Source organism: Ideonella aquatica, from assembly GCF_018069755.1.
GTDB lineage: Bacteria > Pseudomonadota > Gammaproteobacteria > Burkholderiales > Burkholderiaceae_C > Ideonella > Ideonella aquatica.
The window spans coordinates 98,833-115,346 of sequence record NZ_JAGQDE010000015.1 but is presented as its reverse complement, the minus strand read 5'-3'; the positions used below and the strand labels follow the sequence as shown (position 1 = coordinate 115,346).

Below are 16,514 nucleotides of genomic sequence, written 5' to 3'. Positions count from 1 at the left end.
GGGCGGCTCCATGGATGCCGCCCGTCCCGCCCTTGGCCCCCTGGCCCGCTGCACCAGTGCCCTGGCGCTGGCCCTGCTGCTGGCCCCCGGCGCGCGCGCCGGCCAGGACTGGCGGTCCGTGGCCGACCCGATCATCCAGCGCATCCCGAACGAGGCCGGCCAGCCCAACACCCTGGGCCCCACCGCCATCACCCAGGACAGCGACGGCCTGCTGTGGATCGGCACCCAGAACGGCCTGGTGCGCTGGGACGGCCAGCGCATGACCGCCTACCGCGCCGCCCCCGGCCGGCCCGGCGCCCTGCCCGACGCCTTCATCCAGCAGCTGCATGTGGACCGCCAGGGACGCTTGTGGGCCGGCACGATGTCGGCTGGCCTGGTGCGCTACCGACCCGACAGCGACGACTTCGAGCACTTTCCCGCCGCCCCGGACGGGCTGCCCCACCCCAGCGTGACCGCCCTGGCTGACGCGCCCGACGGCGGCCTGTGGACCGGCGGTGACGGCGGTCTGGCCCGTCTGGACCCCACCACGCGCCGGGCCGAACGCATCAAGCTCGAGCCTGACCGCAGCGCGCCCACCCGCATCACCGCGCTGGTCACCTCACGCGATGGCCGCCTGTGGGTGGGCAGCGAGCACGGCCTGTGGCGCTCGGACCCGGCGCAGCGCCGCTTCGAGCGCGTGAGCGGCGTGCCGGCCGCCACGGTGCGCAGCCTGTTCGAAGACCGCGACGGCCGCCTGTGGGTGGGCGCGCGCGCCGGCGCCAGCGTGTGGGACCCGGTGCACGAGCGCCTGCAGCCCGTGCGCGACCACCAGACCGAGGGCGTTCGCCCGCTGCGCCATGAGATCGTGGCCATCACCCAGGCGCGAACCGGCGATGTCTGGCTGGCCACCAAGACGCGCGGTCTGCTGCGGGTGGATGCGCGGAGCCTGGTCGGCCAGCCGGTGCGCCAGGATCCGCTGCGGCCGCATGCGCTGGACAGCGACGCCCTGTGGCTGGTGCGCGCCGACCGCGACGGCCTGCTGTGGTTGGGCAGTGACCGTAGCCTGCTGCGCCACGACCCGGTGGCCGCGCGCCAGGTGGCCACCTTGTTTGGCCAACCCGGCCGCGGCCGGGGCCTGTCGAACGACAGTGCCGACGCGGTGCTGACCTTCCAGGATGGCCGGGTCTGGGTGGGCAGCCCCCAGGGCATCGAGGAGCTGCGCCCCGGCCAGGGCCGCGTGCGCCAGCTGCGTGCCCATTCGGCACCCTCGCCCGCTCAGCTGCCCGAGGGCGCGATCTACGCCCTGCTGCGCCATGCCGGTCAGGTCTTCATCGCCAACGAGCACGGGCTGTACCGCACCGACGAAGCACTCACCACGGTCGAGCGGGTGCGCATCGCCGGCCGCGCCCCCACCGCCACCACCTGGGCGCTGCTGGGCACCGCCGAGACGCTCTGGGTGGCCGGCCCTGACGGCCTGTGGCACCTGGACGAGGACGGCCGCAGCGGCCCGGTACACACCGACCTGCTGGACCAGCGGATCGAGCTGATCGCGGCGGCCGACGCGGGCCGGCTGTGGCTGGGCACGCGCTCGGGCCTGGCGCTGCTGGACACCGCGAGTGGCCGGCATCAAGACCTGCCGATGCTGCGCGCGCAGGGCAAGGCGCTGCAGGGTCTGATCGTCAACGCCCTGTTGACCGACGCCCGCGGCCGGCTGTGGCTGGGCACCGGCGGGGCCGGCATCTACGTGGTGGAGCATCCGCTGGCGCCCGAGGCCCGGGTGCAGGTCATCGCCGAGGCGCAGGGCCTGCCCGACCTCAACATCAGCCAGTTGCTGTCCGACGAGCAGGGACGCGTCTGGGCCAGCACCGACGACGGCCTGGCCTGGATCGATCCCGAGCGCCTGCAGGCCACGCCGCTGCGCCTGGCCGACGGCGTGGGCGTGGCCACCTACTGGGCCAAGTCCGGCGCCCGCGGTGCCGACGGCACGCTGTACTTTGGCGGTGTCGGCGGCCTCACCGCGGTTGACCCCAGCCAGTGGCAGGCCTGGCGCCAGGACCCGGCGGTGGTGATCAGCGAGCTGCGGGTGGACGGCAAGCCCTGGCCGCGCGCCCAGTGGGCGGCCGCGGTGCGCCAGGGCCGGTTGACCCTGCCGGTGGGCACGCGGGGTCTGGCGGTGGAGTTTGCCGCGCTGGACTATTCGGCGCCCGAGCTGCTGCAGTACGGCCACCGCCTGGACGGCGTGGACAACGACTGGGTGGCCACCCAGTCGCGCCACCGCTGGGCCACCTACACCAACCTGTCGCCGGGCACCCATGCGCTGCAGATCCGCGCCAGCAACCGCGCTGGCCACTGGGGCAGCCAGCCGCTGCGCCTGGATGTGGTGATTCCCGCGGCCTGGCACCAGACGCCGGCCTTGCGCGCGCTGCTGGGCCTGCTGGGTCTGGGCGCGCTGTTCGCGCTGGTGCAGGGCCGCACCGCCTGGCTGCGCCGCCGCCAGGCCGAGCTGGAGCAGGTGGTGGCCGAGCGCACCGCCGCGCTGCGCGCCAGCCAGGCCCAGCTGGAGCAAATGGCCTTCACCGATGCGCTGACCGGCCTGCCCAACCGCCGCCTGTTCAGCGAGCGCTTCGAGCAGCTGGAGCGCCTGGCGCGCCGCCAGGGCCAGGGTTTTGCGCTGCTGGTGATCGACCTGGACCGCTTCAAGCTGATCAATGACCAGCTGGGCCACGCGGCTGGCGATGCGTTGCTGGTGGCGGTAGCGCGCCGCCTGCAGTCACGCCTGCGCGAGAGCGACAGCGTGGCGCGCATGGGCGGCGACGAGTTCGCCGTGCTGCTGCCCTTCCCGGCCGACGCCGCGCAGGTGCAGGCCAGCTGCGAGCGCATCCTGGCCGCCTTTGAAGACCCGGTGATGTACGAGGGCCAGCCGCTGAACAGCAGCCCCAGCATCGGCGCCGCGCTGTATCCGCAGCACGGCCAGACGCAGGACGCGCTGAGCGCCGCCGCCGACGCTGCGCTCTATGAGGCCAAGGCCGCCGGGCGCAACACCTGGCGCCTCAGCGCCGGCTGAGCGGCGGCGGCACCGGCCGGGAGGGCGGTGCCCTCCGCGGCGCGCCGTCAGATCACGCGCACCTGCACCAGGGTCTGGTTCAGCAACTGGTAGGCGATCTCGCCAAACGTGACCGGACCTTCAACGCCGCCGATGGCCTTGCCTTCCAGCTCGCCGAAGACGAAGTTCAGGATGCAGTTGCAGGCCATCACGGCACCGCTGCTGTCCTGCGCGGCCAGACGCTCGCGGAACGCGCCCGCGTAATCGGCCACCGGCTTGGCAAAGTGGTAATCCACGCCTTCAAACACCGGCGCATACAGCACCGCGCTGCGCTCGCCCACGCTTTGCAGCGAGGCGTTGATGTGGGCGCCAGCAAAGTCGCCCACCAGCGGCAGGCGGCCGTGTTCCAGGCCGCGGTGACGCACGTACTCGGCAAAGTTGGTGGTCTCGCCGTTGACCGTGCAGGTCTCGACGTTGAAGCCGGTGGCCGGGAAGCGCAGCGTGTCGCCGCCATCGGGCTCGAACAGGTTGACGATCTCCACCGCCGCCATCTTGTCGGCCGGCAGCGCCACGTAGGCCACCACCGCACGGTCCTCGTGCTTGGTGCCGGTGCGGCCGTCATAGACCTTGGGCGTGACCTGGCCCAGCTCGCTCAGGTGCACGCCCGAGATCCAGCCCACCGTCGGCTTCAGGAAGGCGCCGTCATAGTTGGCCGCATCGGCGGCGAAACGCTGGTGCGATTGGCTGCCGGCCGGGATGATGGTCAGCGAGAAGCCGTTGTCCGGCGCGTTGGCCACGATGCCCGCCAGCTCGTCGGGGCCGTAGCTGGCCACGCTGATCTGGCCGACGCCGCTGAGGTCGGTGACGAAGACCTGATCGGCCCGCACCACCGTGCCGCCCTGGGCGACCATGAAGTAGGGAATGGTGCCGCCGATCCACTGGCCGGCAGGCAGCTGGTCCAGGGCCGATTCGGGGCCGGCAATGCTCAGCGGGGCGCCGGTGCGGATCAGCTCGGAAGCAGCCTGCACGGAAATGAGTTGATTCATGGGGTCACCTGTCTCAAATGAGGTTGATCTGGGCCAGCTCGGGCGCCAGCGCGCGCTCCCACCGGGCAAAAAAGGCATGGATCTCCGCCGCCTTGGCGGTGACGGAATCGTTGCTGCGCTCCAGGCGCTTGGTCATCAGCTGGGTGCCCAGGTGCTGGGTCTTCAGCCGGGCGAGGCCACCGGTGGCCAGGCGCTGCCAGCAGGGGTGGGTGGGGGCGGGGACGGACATCGACGGGTTCTCCAGGGGTGAGTGGCCGCCGGCCGAGTCGACCTCGGCGGCAGGTACCTGGTTTATCGACCCCGTCGGTCATGAGTTGAGCGCGACTGGTTGACCTAGCGCAACGACACAAGCACCGCCGCCGCGTGGCAGGCGCAGCCGGCCAGCACGCACACATGCCAGGCCAGGTGGCCCCAGCGCCAGCGCTTGTCCAGCAGGTAGAACACCGTGCCCACCGAGTAGGCCAGCGCACCGCCCACCACCAGGCTCAGCGGCCACGCCGGCAGCGTGGCCAGCACCGGCCGCAGCGCAGCCACCACCACCCAGCCAAAACCCACGTAGAGCGCGGTGCTCAGCAGCTTGCCGCGCAGCCGGTCCAGCATCTTGGCGGCCATGCCCAGCGTGGCCAGCACCCATACCGCGCCAAACACCAGCCAGCCGTCGCCGCCGGGCACGTCGCGCAGCGCGAACGGCGTGTAGCTGCCGGCCATGAACAGGTAGATCCCCGCATGGTCGGCGCGGCGCAGCGCGCGCCGCCAGGGACCGTCGGCGCAGGCATGGAACAGCGCCGACGCGGCAAAGCACAGCCCCATCGTCACGCCAAACACCCACAGCCCGATGCGCTGGTGCGCGCGCGCCAGCGCCAACAGCGGCGCCGCCAGGTCGCTGGCCAGCATGGCCAGCACCAGCACGGCCGCCAGCAGCCCCAGCGCATGGCTGGCGGCGTTGGCGTGTTCTTCACGGGCGGTGTGCGGGCGGGGCAGCGGCGGCATGTCGGGCTCCGGTGCGACGGTGGATGAGCCGGTATCGGCAGCATCGCGCGCGGAATTCAGCCCCGCATCCCTGCAATTGAGGGCGCAATCCCTCACGCCCGTGGGGAGCGCAGCCAGGCCTCTACGCGTCGAAACCCGTCAGCGCGCGACATCGCAGGCAAGGCGGCACCCCACTGCCCGATGACGGGCGCTCGACCATTCGTCTGACTGCCTGGAGCCTCCCTCACGGAGGGAGGCTGGAGGGTGCAGTCTGACGAGCTGGAGCCCCTTCTTGGAGGGGGCTCGGGGGAGCTCAACAGACAGCCGCCGGCCAGGCACCTGGGCGGCAGGAGCCCCCCAGGTGCCTAGCCGGCGTCCAGCACCCGCAGAATCTGCCGCCCGTAGGCCTCCAGCTTCTTGGCGCCCACGCCGCTGATGCCCGCCAGGTCGTCCAGCGTGCCGGGGTGTTCGGCGGCCATCTGCGCCAGCGTGGCGTCGTTGAAGACGATGTAGGCGGGCAGGTTGTGCTCCTTGGCCACCTCGGCGCGCCAGGCCTTCAGCGCGGCGAAGCGGGCCTGGCCGTCCACGTCCAGCGAGGCCGCCATCGACGGCAGCTTGCGCGGGCTGGCGGTGCTGCCCTTGCCGCGGCTGCGGCTGCGCGGTGTGGGTTCGCGCGGTTCGCGCAGCTCGATCGCCACCTCGCCGCGCAGCACCGCGCGGGCCGAATCGGCCAAGGCCAGCGTGTGGTACTCGCCCTCGGTGGTGACATGGCCCAGCGCGATCAGCTGGCGGATCACGCCGCGCCACTGCGGCTCAGACAGATCGCGGCCGATGCCCCAGGTGGACAGGCCCTCGTGGCCGCGGGCGCGGGTTTTATCGGTGGACTGGCCGCGCAGCACGTCGATCAGGTGGCCCGAGCCGAAGCCGAAGCCCGAGTGCTGGTGGCAGCGGTAGATGCACGACAGCGCCTTGCGCGCGGCCTCGGTGGCGTCCCAGCGGGCGGGCGGCTGCAGGCAGTTGTCGCAGTTCATGCAGCGCCAGCCGGCGGGGCGCTCCTCGCCAAAGTACTGCAGCAGGCGCACGCGGCGGCAGTCCAGGCTTTCGCACAGCGCCAGCAGCGCATCCAGTTTGCCGCGCTGCAGGTGCTTGAACTCGTCGCCCGCGGTGCTCTCGTCGATCATGCGGCGCTGGTTGACCACGTCGGCCAGGCCGTAGGCCATCCAGGCGTCGGCGGGCTCGCCATCGCGCCCGCCGCGGCCGGTCTCCTGGTAGTAGCCCTCGATGTTCTTGGGCAGGTCCAGGTGGGCCACGAAGCGCACGTCGGGCTTGTCGATGCCCATGCCGAAGGCCACCGTGGCCACCATCACCAGGCCTTCTTCACGCAGGAAGCGGTCCTGGTGGCGGCGGCGCATCTCGGCCTCCAGGCCGGCGTGGTAGGGCAGCGCGGGAATGCCCTCGGTGCTCAGCCACTCGGCGGTTTCCTCCACTTTCTTGCGGCTCTGGCAGTAGACGATGCCGGCGTCGCCCACGTGCTCGTCGCGCAGCCAGCGCAGCAGCTGCAGGCGGGCGTTGTCCTTCTCGACGATGGTGTAGCGGATATTGGGCCGGTCAAAGCTGCTGACAAAGGCCTGCGCGTGCTGCAGCGACAGGCGCTCGACGATGTCGGCCCGCGTGTGCGTGTCAGCGGTGGCGGTGAGCGCCAGCCGCGGCACGCCGGCAAAGCGCTCGGCCAGCACGCCCAGCTGCAGGTACTCCTCGCGGAAATCATGGCCCCACTGGCTGACGCAGTGTGCCTCGTCGATCGCGAACAGGCCCAGCTGGCCGCGTTCGTGCAGCGAATCCAGCATCGCCAGAAAGCGCGGGTGGGTGATGCGCTCGGGCGCGGCGTAGAGCAGCACCAGCCGGCCTGAGAGCAGCTCGCGCTCCACGTGCTGCACGCCGGCCGAATCCAGCGAGCTGTTCAGGAAGGCGGCGTGCACGCCGGCCTCTTCCAGCGCGCCCACCTGGTCGTGCATCAGCGCGATCAGCGGGCTGACCACCACGGTCACGCCCTGGCCGGCGCGGTGGCGGGCGATGGCCGGCACCTGGTAGCACAGGCTCTTGCCGCCGCCGGTGGGCATCAGCACCAGCGCGTCGCCGCCGGCAATCACATGGTCGACGATCTCGGCCTGGTGGCCGCGGAAGGCGCTGTAGCCGAAGACCTCGTGCAGGATCGACAGGGCAGGGGAAGTTGTGGCGTTCGGCATCAAGGGGGAGATGGTAGCCGGCACGCCGGCTCGCTATGCTGGTGCACCCCCCATCAGGAGGATCCATGACCGACAACGCCCAACGCCTGCGCCAGGCGCTGATCCGCAACATCGACGAGGCGCTGGCCGACCCCGCACAGGCCGAATCCTTCGAGCGCCCGCCGCTGTACGCCGGCCGCGGCGCCGTGCTGGCCCGCGGCACCGCGGCGCGCCAGCTGGGCTGCTCGGTGGACGTGGTGCCGCCCGGCCAGCAGATCTGCCCCTACCACCTGCACCATGCGCAGGAGGAAATGTTCATCGTGCTGGAAGGCAGCGGCACGCTGCGCGTGGCCGGTGAGCGGCTGGCCATCAAGGCGGGCGACGTGATGTTCCTGCCCGCCGGCCCCGAGTACCCGCACCACATCCTCAACACCTCGGACGCGCCGCTCAAGTACCTGTCGATCAGCACCCGCCAATACCCCGAGCTGTGCGAGTACCCCGACTCCGGCAAGACCATGGCCTGGACGCCCACCACCCGGGTGGTGCAGCGCCAGGGTGAGGCGCTGGACTACTGGGACGGCGAGCCCTGATCAGTACACCGCGCGCCCCGCCACATCAGCACGCGGCACGCAGCGCCCCGCCACGCACTGCGCGCCCGGGTCCATCAGCGCCCGGCAGTCGGACACCAGGCCGCGCTGCTCCACCTGGGCGCGCATGGCTTCGCGCTGGGCCTGCGCCAGCACCAGGATGCGCGCCTGCTGGCCGCCCAGCAGCGAATACGCCCGGTACGACGACGGCCCGCCGCAGGCCCGGTGGCCCAGCGGCACGGTGCGGCAATCGGAATCGGCGCGACAGGCCGCGTCGCCAATCGCCTGGTCCAGCGCCTGGCCCAGGCCCGGCAGATCGGCCGGTACATTCGCCGCCGGCGGGGTGGCGGGCGGCGTGCCCGCCTGGCAGGCGCCCAGCGCCAGCGTCAGGCTCAGCAGCCAGGGGGTGAGCAGACGGTTCATCGGGGCCTCCGGTGGGGGCGCACCGGCACCCCCTTGCTGGGGAATGGTACGCCCGGGGCCTTGCGGCACAATCAAGGGCCCACCGCCAACGGCGCACGCCGGCCTGGCCCACCGTCTTCCCTGGAGCGCCCCATGGCCTCGATCAACAAAGTCATCCTCATCGGCAACCTGGGCCGTGACCCAGAAGTGCGCTACACCCCCAGCGGCGCCGCCGTCTGCAACCTGCGTCTGGCCACCACCCGCAACTGGAAGAGCCGCGACACCGGCGAGCGCCAGGAAGAGACCGAATGGCACTCGGTGGTGCTGTATGACCGCCAGGCCGAAGTGGCCGGCGAATACCTGAAGAAGGGCCGCCCCGTCTACATCGAAGGCCGCCTGAAGACCCGCAAGTGGCAGGACAAGGACGGCAACGACCGCTACACCACCGAAATCGTCGCCGAGACCATGCAACTGCTGGGCGGCCGTGAAGGCGGTGGCGGCGGTGGTGGTGGCGACGACGAAGGCGGCGGCTACAGCCGCGAACCGGCCGCCCGCCCGGCCCCCGCCCCCCGCTCGGCCCCGGCACCGCGCCCGGCGCCCAAGTCGAGCACGGGGTTTGATGACATGGATGACGATATTCCGTTCTGAGGTCTCTTCTCAGAACTGGCCCAAGGAGGCCCCAAGTGCTTGGCGCTTGGGGCTTTTTTGTTGGCTGAGGGCTGTTCGTGCATGCTGCAGTCGGTGAATTGATGACTCCAATTGGCAGCGATCGACCCGTTGCTGACTTTGAACGCAAGAGGACGCAGTCATCTGGAGGGGTTGGATCGCAGCTTGATCAGAACGAACTCGCAATCGACCTGCAGGCTATTTTGCGAGCCTCCAACATCACCTCAGGGCAACTGACGAACTGTCGACAGCACAGCGCCTCGCAGTCGAACAGGGCCTGGCGTCGTGTCTTGCGTCCCTGGACGCTCAGGTCGCGCGCAGTCGTCAGGACACCGCGCGCGAAAGCCCATGGGCTCCGGCGTGGTAGATCATGCAGCCGGTCTGATCGCCCTGATCGTTGAATCGCAATGGGGGATCTGGCCGACCACTTCCCCTTAGCCATCGGTAGCGAGTGGCGAAAATCCATCGCAACGGCGACGCCTGTGTCGCTGCGACCGACGTTCGAGGGCGACACGGCCAACCCTAGGCAGACGCGCTCAACTTGAAGCGGGCGATGACATCGGTCATGTTCTTGGCTTGTCGCCGCAGGCTTTCAGCGGCGGCGGCCGTTTCCTCGACCAGCGCGGCATTGGCCTGCGTCACCTGATCGAGTTGCTGCACGGCATCGCCGACCTGGCTGATGCCCTGGGCTTGCTCCTTTGAAGATCCGGAGATCTCGCTGATCATTCCGCTGACTCGTTGAACCTGATCCACGATCGCCAGCATGGCCTGTCCGGCCGCGTCGACCTGTCTGGTGCCCGCATCCACCTTCTCCACACTGGCAGTGATGAGTTGCTTGATCTCGCGGGCTGCCTCCGCCGATCGACCGGCCAGCGTGCGGACCTCGCCGGCCACGACAGCAAACCCGCGCCCCTGTTCACCGGCACGTGCCGATTCGACCGCCGCGTTGAGGGCCAGGATGTTGGTCTGAAATGCAATGCCGTCGATGACACCGATGATCTCGGCAATCTTTCTCGATGACGCGGAGATGTCCTGCATGGTGCTGACCACCTGACCGACCATCTCACCGCCCCTGAGGGCGGCCTCGCGCGCATGACCGGCAAGGACGTTGGCCGACTCGGTCGCTTTCACGCTCGAATGCACCGTGCCACTGAGTTGTTCCATCGAGGCAGCGGTTTGCTGGAGGTTGCTGGCCTGCTCTTCGGTTCGCTGACTCAGATCGAAGTTTCCAGAGGCGATCTGCTCGGACCCCGTCTCGATGCTTTCGCTGCTGGATCGCACCTCGGTCACGATCGCTGCAAGGGACCGTTGCATATCCCAAAGGGCTGCCATGACTGTGGTGGAGTCACCCAAGCGTGCGGGCACCGGCGTGGCCAGATCTCCCTGCGCGATGCGAATAGCGACCGAGCGCGCCTCCGCGGGCTCTCCCCCCAGTTCGTGCATCACGGAACGGGCGATGCCTCGGACGGCAATGAGCCCCGCGATGAAGGCCACGCCCATGGCGGCCAGGGTGAGGCGATGGGCGCGAATGCGATTCTCGTTGACGTTCTGGCGGGTTCGTTCGATCGCCGCGTCCTGCAGATCGGCGATCTTTTCTAACAGATCGGTCGATGCGCGATCCAGGCCCTTGACCGCCTTATCGCCAGCGCTCGGTTCGAACCCCGAGGCCTTGAACACCTCGAAGGCCATTCGGTAGCTCCGCCCCATCGCGGCATGAGCGTCGATGAACTTCACGACAGAGTCTCTGATCTCTCCAGGCGGCTCCATCGACAGCAACTGGCGAGCCTTCTCCTGCACCTTGGCTTCATGCTTCTGAAAAGCGGACCAGTATTTGTCGAGCGCCTGAGGTTCTTTGCCCCGCAGAAGCGTGTTCTTCCACTCCTGGACCTGTGTCTTGAACTCGATGAGCGTATCCATGACAAGGTTCTCTCGAGCCCCTTCGTTTTCGATGAGGCTGGCGTAGCTCAGTGCCGAGTCGTTCATGCGTTCGACACCAAACAGCCCCGCGCCAATCAGGACCAGCAGTACCGCGGACGTCATCAAGATGAGTCGGGCGAACAGAGGCAGGTTCTTCAACTTCATCGCGCGCCGATGCCTTTCGTGATGTGATCGTTTCGCTTGGCACAGTGAGTCGGTTGTGGCCTAGCGTCGTAGGACCTTCTTGACTTCGGCTTCTGGGCGCACAAACTGAGTGCACGACGGATCAGAGGGGCCACCCACTTCGGCGTACTCAGTGAAATCCGTCACAGTGGATGCTGCAGTTCTCGCGCGACGTGCAGGCATTCAACGCGCTCGCACTTGATAGCCGCCGACCGCGCTATCCGCCTTCACCACACCTTGACTCCATGATTCCGAAGAGTGGTACTTGAGACTGTCATGCCGCAGATGTCGGCTTTCTGGTCCGCGTTGCGAATGTCGGTAGATGGCCGATAGCCGCCTCCAAGCACGGCAAAGGCACCGCCCTCACGCCGGTCACCGCCGCAGCGAGATCTTCTCCGTCGCCTTCACTTCGCCCTGCACTTTCCTCAGCGCGCCGATGGAGATCGAATGCAGGTTCGTCTTGGTGGCTTTCCGGCCCTTGATCTGTTCACGCACGATCGATCCCGGGCCGTTGAAGATTTCCTCGAGGCGTCCGTCAGGGTGGATCTTCACGGCCAGGTAGTAGTCGGGGGTGTGGTCCACCGGAAACGTCACGTTGGCCTTCATCGTGGCCTTGATTTGGACGTGCTTGCCGTCGGGCGTCTTCGCGTCGTAGTGCTTCTGCAGACCCTCCAGCAGCGTCAGGTCGTACATCTGCTCCACCAGGACCTCGCCCAGGTCGCCGACCAGCCGGCCGTCCAGGGTGAAGGCCTTGTGTGGAAAGGCCCTGTGCAGTCGCTGGACGATGCCGAGCAGTTGTTTCACGGCTTCTGGAATGGTGATCGGGTCGGACGACAGGCTCATCATGGGCCTCAGCCTACTGGAATCGGGCCTGATCCCGCCGACCATCCGTCCGCCGCCTGCAGCGGATGCCGCGTGACGGTCATTGGCGCTGCGCGGGCTCTGGCCGTTGGCCCGTGTCTGCTGGCATCGTCAGTCCTTGCCGAACTCGCCGCTCAGAATCCCCGCCAAGTCCTGCCGCTCGCCCAGCAGCCGGACCACGTCCAGATGGTCGGCCCGCTCAAAGTAGCACCAGAGCAGCGGGAACCTTTGCACCCGCCACGTCCGAAGCCCCGGAATGCCAAGGGCCTTGCCCAGCGTGGGTGAGCCGATGCCGGGCTCCAGCTCCATCTGGTCGAGTGCGGCCTCGGTGGCCTTGGCCACCTTCACCGCCACACGGCTGCCGGCCTGTAGGCGGTAGTACCTGACCTCGTCCTGCTGGTCGCGCAGCGCCTGCGGGCGCAGAACCGCGGGCTTCAATCGATGTCGCCGCGTGCGATGGCCAGCAGTGCCTGCGCGTCGGCCTTGGTGCGGCGCCGGCCAGGGCCGGAGGCCAGGCCTTCTTCGATCAGGTCGCGCAGCCGCTGTCGGGCCTGGGCTTCCTGGTCCCGGCGGACCAGGTCGCGGATGTACTCGCTGGTGTTGCCATAGTGGCCGGTCGCGACCCGTTGGTCGATGTACTCGCGCATCGATTCGGGCAGGGCGAAGCTCATGGTGGCGCGGCTCATGCGGGCATCTTGTGGGCGTTGACAACTATTGTCAAGTTGGCCGATGCAAGGATGGATCGACGCCGACTGCACGGGTCACGCAGCCCGCCACCCCCACCGCCGACCTCACCGCACTCTCCAACAACGGCACCCCCGCCTCCGCATACGACCCACACCACCACACCCGCCGCCCCGGCTGCCCATGCAGCCGCTGCAAGGCCGCCAGCGCGGCCGTGTTGCCGGTGTCCACCAAGGGCCGCTCAAACCGCGCCCGGCCGATCACGCGGTCCTCGCGCGGGGCGCGCTGGGGCATCACGGTCTGGAAGATCGGATCAGCGTCGCGCAGCGCGGGCTGCACGCGGTTGATCCAGATGGTGCTTTCGGGCTGCGGGTGCTCGGCGCACACGCGGGCGTTGACGGGCGACCAGTCGGCGCGGCGGGTGGGCATCAGCGAGGGGTCGCGGTGCATCACCACCTCCAGCGCGCGGTAGCGGAAGGCTGAGAGGGTGGCGGTTTCGTCGGGGGTGGCGTCGGCCAGCAGGGCCAGGGCCTGGTTGGCCTGGGTGGCGAAGACGACGTGGTCGAAGGCCTCGTCGCCGCGGGCGTGCTGCACCTGCACGCTGCCACTGCCGTCACCGTGCGGGCTGCGCCGCACGGCCTGCACGCCGGCCTGGCAGTGCACTTGGTGGATGCCGGCCAGCAGCCGGGCGGCCACGGCATCGGCGCCGTCGCAGGCGCGGCGCACGCTGTGGCGGGCCAGGCCGGCGGCGGCGTAGGTGGCCACCACCGGGGCGGGGTAGGCGCGGGCGTCCTCGGTGTGGCAGGTGCCGATGGTGGCGATGGCGGGCAGCAGCAGGCCGTCGACGAACTCGGGGGCGATGCGCTCGTCGGCCACGAACTCGCCGATGCTGGCGCCGTTCAGCGCGCCAGCGGCCAGCGCGGCGCGGGCGCGGCGCTGGAAGCGCAGGGCGCCCGCGGCGATGCGCCGCGCCCGCGGGTGGGCCAGGTCCTGCGGCCACACATAGGGCACCGACCAGCCGCCCCAGCGCGCATTGCGCCAGCGGAAGTACAGGCCGCCATCGGCGCCGCTGAAGCTGGTGGCGTAGTCCACCGGCTCGGTGGCCACGCCCAGTTCGGCGTACAGGCGGGTCAGCGTGGGGTAGTAGCCGGGGTAGAACACGCGCAGCGGCACGTCCACGCGCAGGCCGGCCAGATCACCGTCCAGCGTGACCGAACTGGCCACGAAGCCGGGCACGGCGTGGCGCTCGAACAGCGTCACCTGGTGCTGCCGCGACAGCTGCCAGGCGGCGGTGAGCCCGGCGATGCCGCCCCCGATCACGGCGATCCTCATGGGCACAGCCTACTGCAGCAGCGGTGGCGGCGGTACTGGGCGTGCTGCGGGGGTGCGGTGCGGGGGGGCCGGTGCGGGTGTTCAGGCGGCCTCGGCCAGGCAGACGCGGTTCTTGCCGCTGGTCTTGGCGCGGTACATGGCGTCGTCGGCACGGCGGATCAGGGCGTCGAAGCTGTCGCCGGGGCGCAGCGGGGCCACGCCGATCGACACAGTGCAACGCAAGGACTGGCCGGCGGCCACGATGGGTGTGCTGGCCACGGCCTGGCGCAGGCGCTCGACGATGCCGGCCGCGTCCTCGCGCCCGGCGCCGGGCAGCACCAGCGCAAACTCTTCGCCGCCCCAGCGCGCCGACAGGTCGCTGCGCCGCAGCGACACGGTCAGCACGTGGCCCAGCGTCTGCAGCACGGCGTCGCCGGCGGCGTGGCCGTGGCGGTCGTTGACCTGCTTGAAGTCGTCCACGTCCAGCAGCACGGCGGTGACGGCCTCGCCCTGCTGCAACCCGCGCTCCAGCGCCTGCTGGCCCAGCTCGGTGAAGCGGCGGCGGTTCAGCAGGCCGGTCAGCTCGTCGTGCCAGGCCAGGTGCTGCACGCGGCGGTGGGCGCCATCCACCTCGCGCAGCAGGTGCACGATGAAGCCGCCGATCGGGCCCGACACCAGCATCGGTGCGATCGTGGCCACCATCAGCGAGCGGCGGAAACTGGGCGGGTAGCCCAGGCCCATCAGTTCGGTCAGCAGAAACAGCGCGCCCACCGACGCGGCCACGCTGAAGGCCATGAGCACCGGAATGCTCAACCACAGCGGGCGGGTCAGGAAGAACTGGCGGACGGCTCGACGCATGTCGTGGCTATCGGCCGATGCCGCCCGGACCTGAGGGCGTCGCAGGGAGATCCACCATTCAGAAACGCCCCGCGCAGGAGGCCTGCGCGGGGCGTGGGTGGTCAGCGGGCCGGCCACGCAGGCCGGCGCGGGATCACCGGCCGTTGGCCGCCACGGCAGGCGGGGCCACCTTGGCGCTGCGGGCGCCGGTGCTGTTCATGTAGGCCAGGTTGTCGAACGGGTTGAACTCGCCCGAGCGGCGGGCGGCGTCCAGCTCGGCGCGCACCTGCTCGCGGGTCAGGCCACTGGTCTGGGTGGCGGCCACGGCCTGGGCGCCTTCACGCACCTTGGCCAGGATCGGGGCCACGGGGTTGCCCACGCGCTCCTGCTTCAGGTAGGCCAGGTTGTCGAAGGTATCCATCTGGCCATTGGCGCGGGCGGCGGCCAGCTCGGCCTGCACCTGGGCGCGGGTGTTGACGTAGGTGTTGACTGACATGTCCTCGTTGGCCCAGCTGGTGGGGATGTTGCGGCTGGACTGGGCGAAGCTGGCGCCGGCGGCGATGGCGAGGGCGGCGGCGAAAACGGTCTTGACGGTGCGGTTCATGGTGAAGTCCTGTTCAAACGGAGGTGGTTGGTTCGTACACGGGGCACGGCGATTCAAAGTCAGCGCTTGCTTTCCTGGATCGTCTTGTCCCACCTCGGTGAGTCGCTCTGTTGTTGGGTTCGGCTCATCGATGGGGTGAACTGTACGGATTGACGCTGAAGGAATAAACTGCCCAGCCATAGATTCACCATTCCATTAACAGGAACAGTCAGATGGACACGCTGCGCGCCATGAAGGTCTTCGCCCGGGTGGTGGACGAAGGCAGCCTGGCCGGCGCCGCCCGCGCGCTGGACCTGGCGCCGGCGGTGGTGACGCGCCTGGTGGCCGAGTTGGAGGCGCACCTGGGCGCGCGGCTGCTGAACCGCACCACCCGCAAGCTGGCACTGACCGATGTGGGCGAGGCCTACCTGGACAGCGCCCGGCGCATCCTGGCCGAGGTGGAGGAGGCAGAAGCCTTGGCCGGCGCCGCGGTGTCCGAGGCGCGCGGCCACCTGCGCGTGCTGGCGCCGCCAGCGGTGGCGGTGCACCAGCTGGCCAAGCACCTGCCCGAGTTCCACCGCCGCCACCCGCAGGTGACGATCGAGCTCCATGCGCCCGGCCCGGTGGAGGCGGTGGACGAGAACTTCGACATCACGCTGATGGCCGGCCGTGACGCCCCCGATGGCGGCTTCGTCGCCCGCCTGCTGGCGCTGACCGAGGTGATCACCTGCGCCGCGCCCGAGTACCTGGATGCGCGCGGCCGCCCGATCCACCCGGCCGAGATGGCGCAGCACGACGTGCTGATCCCGCCGCTGTCCGAGATCCAGCGCGGCGTGCGCTTCGTGCACGGCGCCAGCGGCGAGGCCTTCATCGCCACGCCCGACCGGCGCTGCGTGCTCAGCACCACCCACACTGACACCAACTACGCGGCCGCGCTGGCCGGGCTGGGCATTGCGGCGCTGCCGTCCTTTGTGATCGACGACGCGCTGCGCGAGGGCGCGCTCGAGCGCGTGCTGCCGGGCTGGCGCTTGTTCAGCAGCCAGCTGTGGATCGGCATGCCCTCGCGCCGCTACGTGCCGGCGCGCACGCGGGCGCTGTGGGACTACCTGCTGGAGGTGTTCGGCGGCGAGGCGCGCGACCCCTGGCTGGCCGCGGCCGGCTGCGAAACCCTGGCCGGGCCGCCGGGCGCGGCCTGTTCCTGAGGCGCCGCGGGCGCGGCAA

At 70.0% G+C, this 16,514-nt stretch carries 16 protein-coding genes; 4 read left to right on the top strand and 12 right to left on the bottom strand.

Going from position 1 to position 16,514, the window contains the following annotated elements; translation table 11 throughout:
- Nucleotides 1-10 precede the first annotated feature (10 nt).
- Nucleotides 11-3,043, top strand: a complete 3,033-nt coding sequence (locus tag KAK06_RS16695) for a ligand-binding sensor domain-containing diguanylate cyclase (RefSeq protein WP_210803270.1) — start codon at nucleotides 11-13, stop codon at nucleotides 3,041-3,043.
- Nucleotides 3,044-3,090: 47 nt separating this feature from the next.
- Here KAK06_RS16695 and KAK06_RS16690 read toward each other — a convergent pair whose 3' ends face one another.
- The 4 genes from KAK06_RS16690 to recQ all read right to left on the bottom strand — a co-directional run bounded on the left by KAK06_RS16690 (nucleotide 3,091) and on the right by recQ (nucleotide 7,283).
- Nucleotides 3,091-4,068 (bottom strand): DUF6976 family protein, encoded by a 978-nt coding sequence (locus KAK06_RS16690; protein WP_210803269.1) that lies wholly within the window; start codon nucleotides 4,066-4,068, stop codon nucleotides 3,091-3,093.
- Between the two features lie 13 nt (nucleotides 4,069-4,081).
- Complete coding sequence (locus KAK06_RS16685) at nucleotides 4,082-4,297, bottom strand: hypothetical protein (protein WP_210803268.1); 216 nt, start codon at nucleotides 4,295-4,297, stop codon at nucleotides 4,082-4,084.
- 104 nt (nucleotides 4,298-4,401) lie between these two features.
- Nucleotides 4,402-5,058 (bottom strand): PAQR family membrane homeostasis protein TrhA, encoded by a 657-nt coding sequence (gene trhA / locus KAK06_RS16680; RefSeq protein ID WP_210803267.1) that lies wholly within the window; start codon nucleotides 5,056-5,058, stop codon nucleotides 4,402-4,404.
- 344 nt (nucleotides 5,059-5,402) lie between these two features.
- Nucleotides 5,403-7,283 carry a DNA helicase RecQ gene (gene recQ / locus KAK06_RS16675; protein ID WP_210803266.1) on the bottom strand — a complete coding sequence of 627 codons (1,881 nt, stop codon included), beginning with the start codon at nucleotides 7,281-7,283 and terminating at the stop codon, nucleotides 5,403-5,405.
- Nucleotides 7,284-7,348: 65 nt separating this feature from the next.
- On the opposite strand from recQ, the gene KAK06_RS16670 reads away from it, so the two are divergent.
- Nucleotides 7,349-7,852, top strand: coding sequence for a cupin domain-containing protein (locus KAK06_RS16670; RefSeq protein ID WP_210803265.1), 504 nt, complete (start codon nucleotides 7,349-7,351; stop codon nucleotides 7,850-7,852).
- Here KAK06_RS16670 and KAK06_RS16665 read toward each other — a convergent pair whose 3' ends face one another.
- The gene (locus KAK06_RS16665; protein WP_210803264.1) at nucleotides 7,853-8,272 is read right to left on the bottom strand and encodes a hypothetical protein; all 420 of its coding nucleotides are present in this window, start codon (nucleotides 8,270-8,272) and stop codon (nucleotides 7,853-7,855) included.
- Nucleotides 8,273-8,404: 132 nt separating this feature from the next.
- Between KAK06_RS16665 and KAK06_RS16660 the strand changes: the two genes are divergently transcribed.
- Complete coding sequence (locus KAK06_RS16660) at nucleotides 8,405-8,899, top strand: single-stranded DNA-binding protein (protein ID WP_210803263.1); 495 nt, start codon at nucleotides 8,405-8,407, stop codon at nucleotides 8,897-8,899.
- A 540-nt stretch (nucleotides 8,900-9,439) separates the two neighbouring features.
- Here KAK06_RS16660 and KAK06_RS16655 read toward each other — a convergent pair.
- The 7 genes from KAK06_RS16655 to KAK06_RS16625 all read right to left on the bottom strand — a co-directional run bounded on the left by KAK06_RS16655 (nucleotide 9,440) and on the right by KAK06_RS16625 (nucleotide 15,314).
- On the bottom strand, nucleotides 9,440-10,999 hold the full coding sequence (locus tag KAK06_RS16655) for a methyl-accepting chemotaxis protein (protein WP_210803262.1): 1,560 nt from the start codon (nucleotides 10,997-10,999) through the stop codon (nucleotides 9,440-9,442).
- A 390-nt stretch (nucleotides 11,000-11,389) separates the two neighbouring features.
- The gene (locus KAK06_RS16650; RefSeq protein WP_210803261.1) at nucleotides 11,390-11,860 is read right to left on the bottom strand and encodes a DUF6998 domain-containing protein; all 471 of its coding nucleotides are present in this window, start codon (nucleotides 11,858-11,860) and stop codon (nucleotides 11,390-11,392) included.
- Between the two features lie 129 nt (nucleotides 11,861-11,989).
- Nucleotides 11,990-12,316: a type II toxin-antitoxin system RelE/ParE family toxin gene (locus tag KAK06_RS16645; RefSeq protein WP_210803260.1), complete on the bottom strand. Its 327-nt coding sequence runs from the start codon at nucleotides 12,314-12,316 to the stop codon at nucleotides 11,990-11,992.
- The gene (locus KAK06_RS16640) at nucleotides 12,313-12,564 is read right to left on the bottom strand and encodes a type II toxin-antitoxin system ParD family antitoxin (protein ID WP_210803259.1); all 252 of its coding nucleotides are present in this window, start codon (nucleotides 12,562-12,564) and stop codon (nucleotides 12,313-12,315) included. Before KAK06_RS16640 ends, KAK06_RS16645 begins: the two co-directional genes overlap by 4 nt.
- 31 nt (nucleotides 12,565-12,595) lie before the next feature.
- Nucleotides 12,596-13,894: an FAD-dependent oxidoreductase gene (locus KAK06_RS16635; RefSeq protein WP_210803258.1), complete on the bottom strand. Its 1,299-nt coding sequence runs from the start codon at nucleotides 13,892-13,894 to the stop codon at nucleotides 12,596-12,598.
- Nucleotides 13,895-13,975: 81 nt separating this feature from the next.
- Nucleotides 13,976-14,731 carry a GGDEF domain-containing protein gene (locus KAK06_RS16630; protein WP_210803257.1) on the bottom strand — a complete coding sequence of 252 codons (756 nt, stop codon included), beginning with the start codon at nucleotides 14,729-14,731 and terminating at the stop codon, nucleotides 13,976-13,978.
- 133 nt (nucleotides 14,732-14,864) lie between these two features.
- Entirely contained in the window at nucleotides 14,865-15,314 is a 450-nt protein-coding gene (locus tag KAK06_RS16625) for a DUF4148 domain-containing protein (RefSeq protein ID WP_210803256.1), read from the bottom strand.
- 212 nt (nucleotides 15,315-15,526) lie between these two features.
- Between KAK06_RS16625 and KAK06_RS16620 the strand changes: the two genes are divergently transcribed.
- Nucleotides 15,527-16,495 carry a LysR family transcriptional regulator gene (locus KAK06_RS16620; protein ID WP_210803255.1) on the top strand — a complete coding sequence of 323 codons (969 nt, stop codon included), beginning with the start codon at nucleotides 15,527-15,529 and terminating at the stop codon, nucleotides 16,493-16,495.
- Nucleotides 16,496-16,514 lie beyond the last annotated feature (19 nt).

Excerpts from the sequence above, each read along its gene's own strand:
- KAK06_RS16695 (WP_210803270.1), top strand. The coding sequence starts at position 11 with ATGGATGCCGCCCGTCCCGCCCTTGGCCCCCTGGCCCGCTGCACCAGT.
- KAK06_RS16690 (WP_210803269.1), bottom strand. The coding sequence starts at position 4,068 with ATGAATCAACTCATTTCCGTGCAGGCTGCTTCCGAGCTGATCCGCACC.
- KAK06_RS16685 (WP_210803268.1), bottom strand. The coding sequence starts at position 4,297 with ATGTCCGTCCCCGCCCCCACCCACCCCTGCTGGCAGCGCCTGGCCACC.
- trhA (WP_210803267.1), bottom strand. The coding sequence starts at position 5,058 with ATGCCGCCGCTGCCCCGCCCGCACACCGCCCGTGAAGAACACGCCAAC.
- recQ (WP_210803266.1), bottom strand. The coding sequence starts at position 7,283 with ATGCCGAACGCCACAACTTCCCCTGCCCTGTCGATCCTGCACGAGGTC.
- KAK06_RS16670 (WP_210803265.1), top strand. The coding sequence starts at position 7,349 with ATGACCGACAACGCCCAACGCCTGCGCCAGGCGCTGATCCGCAACATC.
- KAK06_RS16665 (WP_210803264.1), bottom strand. The coding sequence starts at position 8,272 with ATGAACCGTCTGCTCACCCCCTGGCTGCTGAGCCTGACGCTGGCGCTG.
- KAK06_RS16660 (WP_210803263.1), top strand. The coding sequence starts at position 8,405 with ATGGCCTCGATCAACAAAGTCATCCTCATCGGCAACCTGGGCCGTGAC.
- KAK06_RS16655 (WP_210803262.1), bottom strand. The coding sequence starts at position 10,999 with ATGAAGTTGAAGAACCTGCCTCTGTTCGCCCGACTCATCTTGATGACG.
- KAK06_RS16650 (WP_210803261.1), bottom strand. The coding sequence starts at position 11,860 with ATGAGCCTGTCGTCCGACCCGATCACCATTCCAGAAGCCGTGAAACAA.
- KAK06_RS16640 (WP_210803259.1), bottom strand. The coding sequence starts at position 12,564 with ATGAGCCGCGCCACCATGAGCTTCGCCCTGCCCGAATCGATGCGCGAG.
- KAK06_RS16635 (WP_210803258.1), bottom strand. The coding sequence starts at position 13,894 with ATGAGGATCGCCGTGATCGGGGGCGGCATCGCCGGGCTCACCGCCGCC.
- KAK06_RS16630 (WP_210803257.1), bottom strand. The coding sequence starts at position 14,731 with ATGCGTCGAGCCGTCCGCCAGTTCTTCCTGACCCGCCCGCTGTGGTTG.
- KAK06_RS16625 (WP_210803256.1), bottom strand. The coding sequence starts at position 15,314 with ATGAACCGCACCGTCAAGACCGTTTTCGCCGCCGCCCTCGCCATCGCC.
- KAK06_RS16620 (WP_210803255.1), top strand. The coding sequence starts at position 15,527 with ATGGACACGCTGCGCGCCATGAAGGTCTTCGCCCGGGTGGTGGACGAA.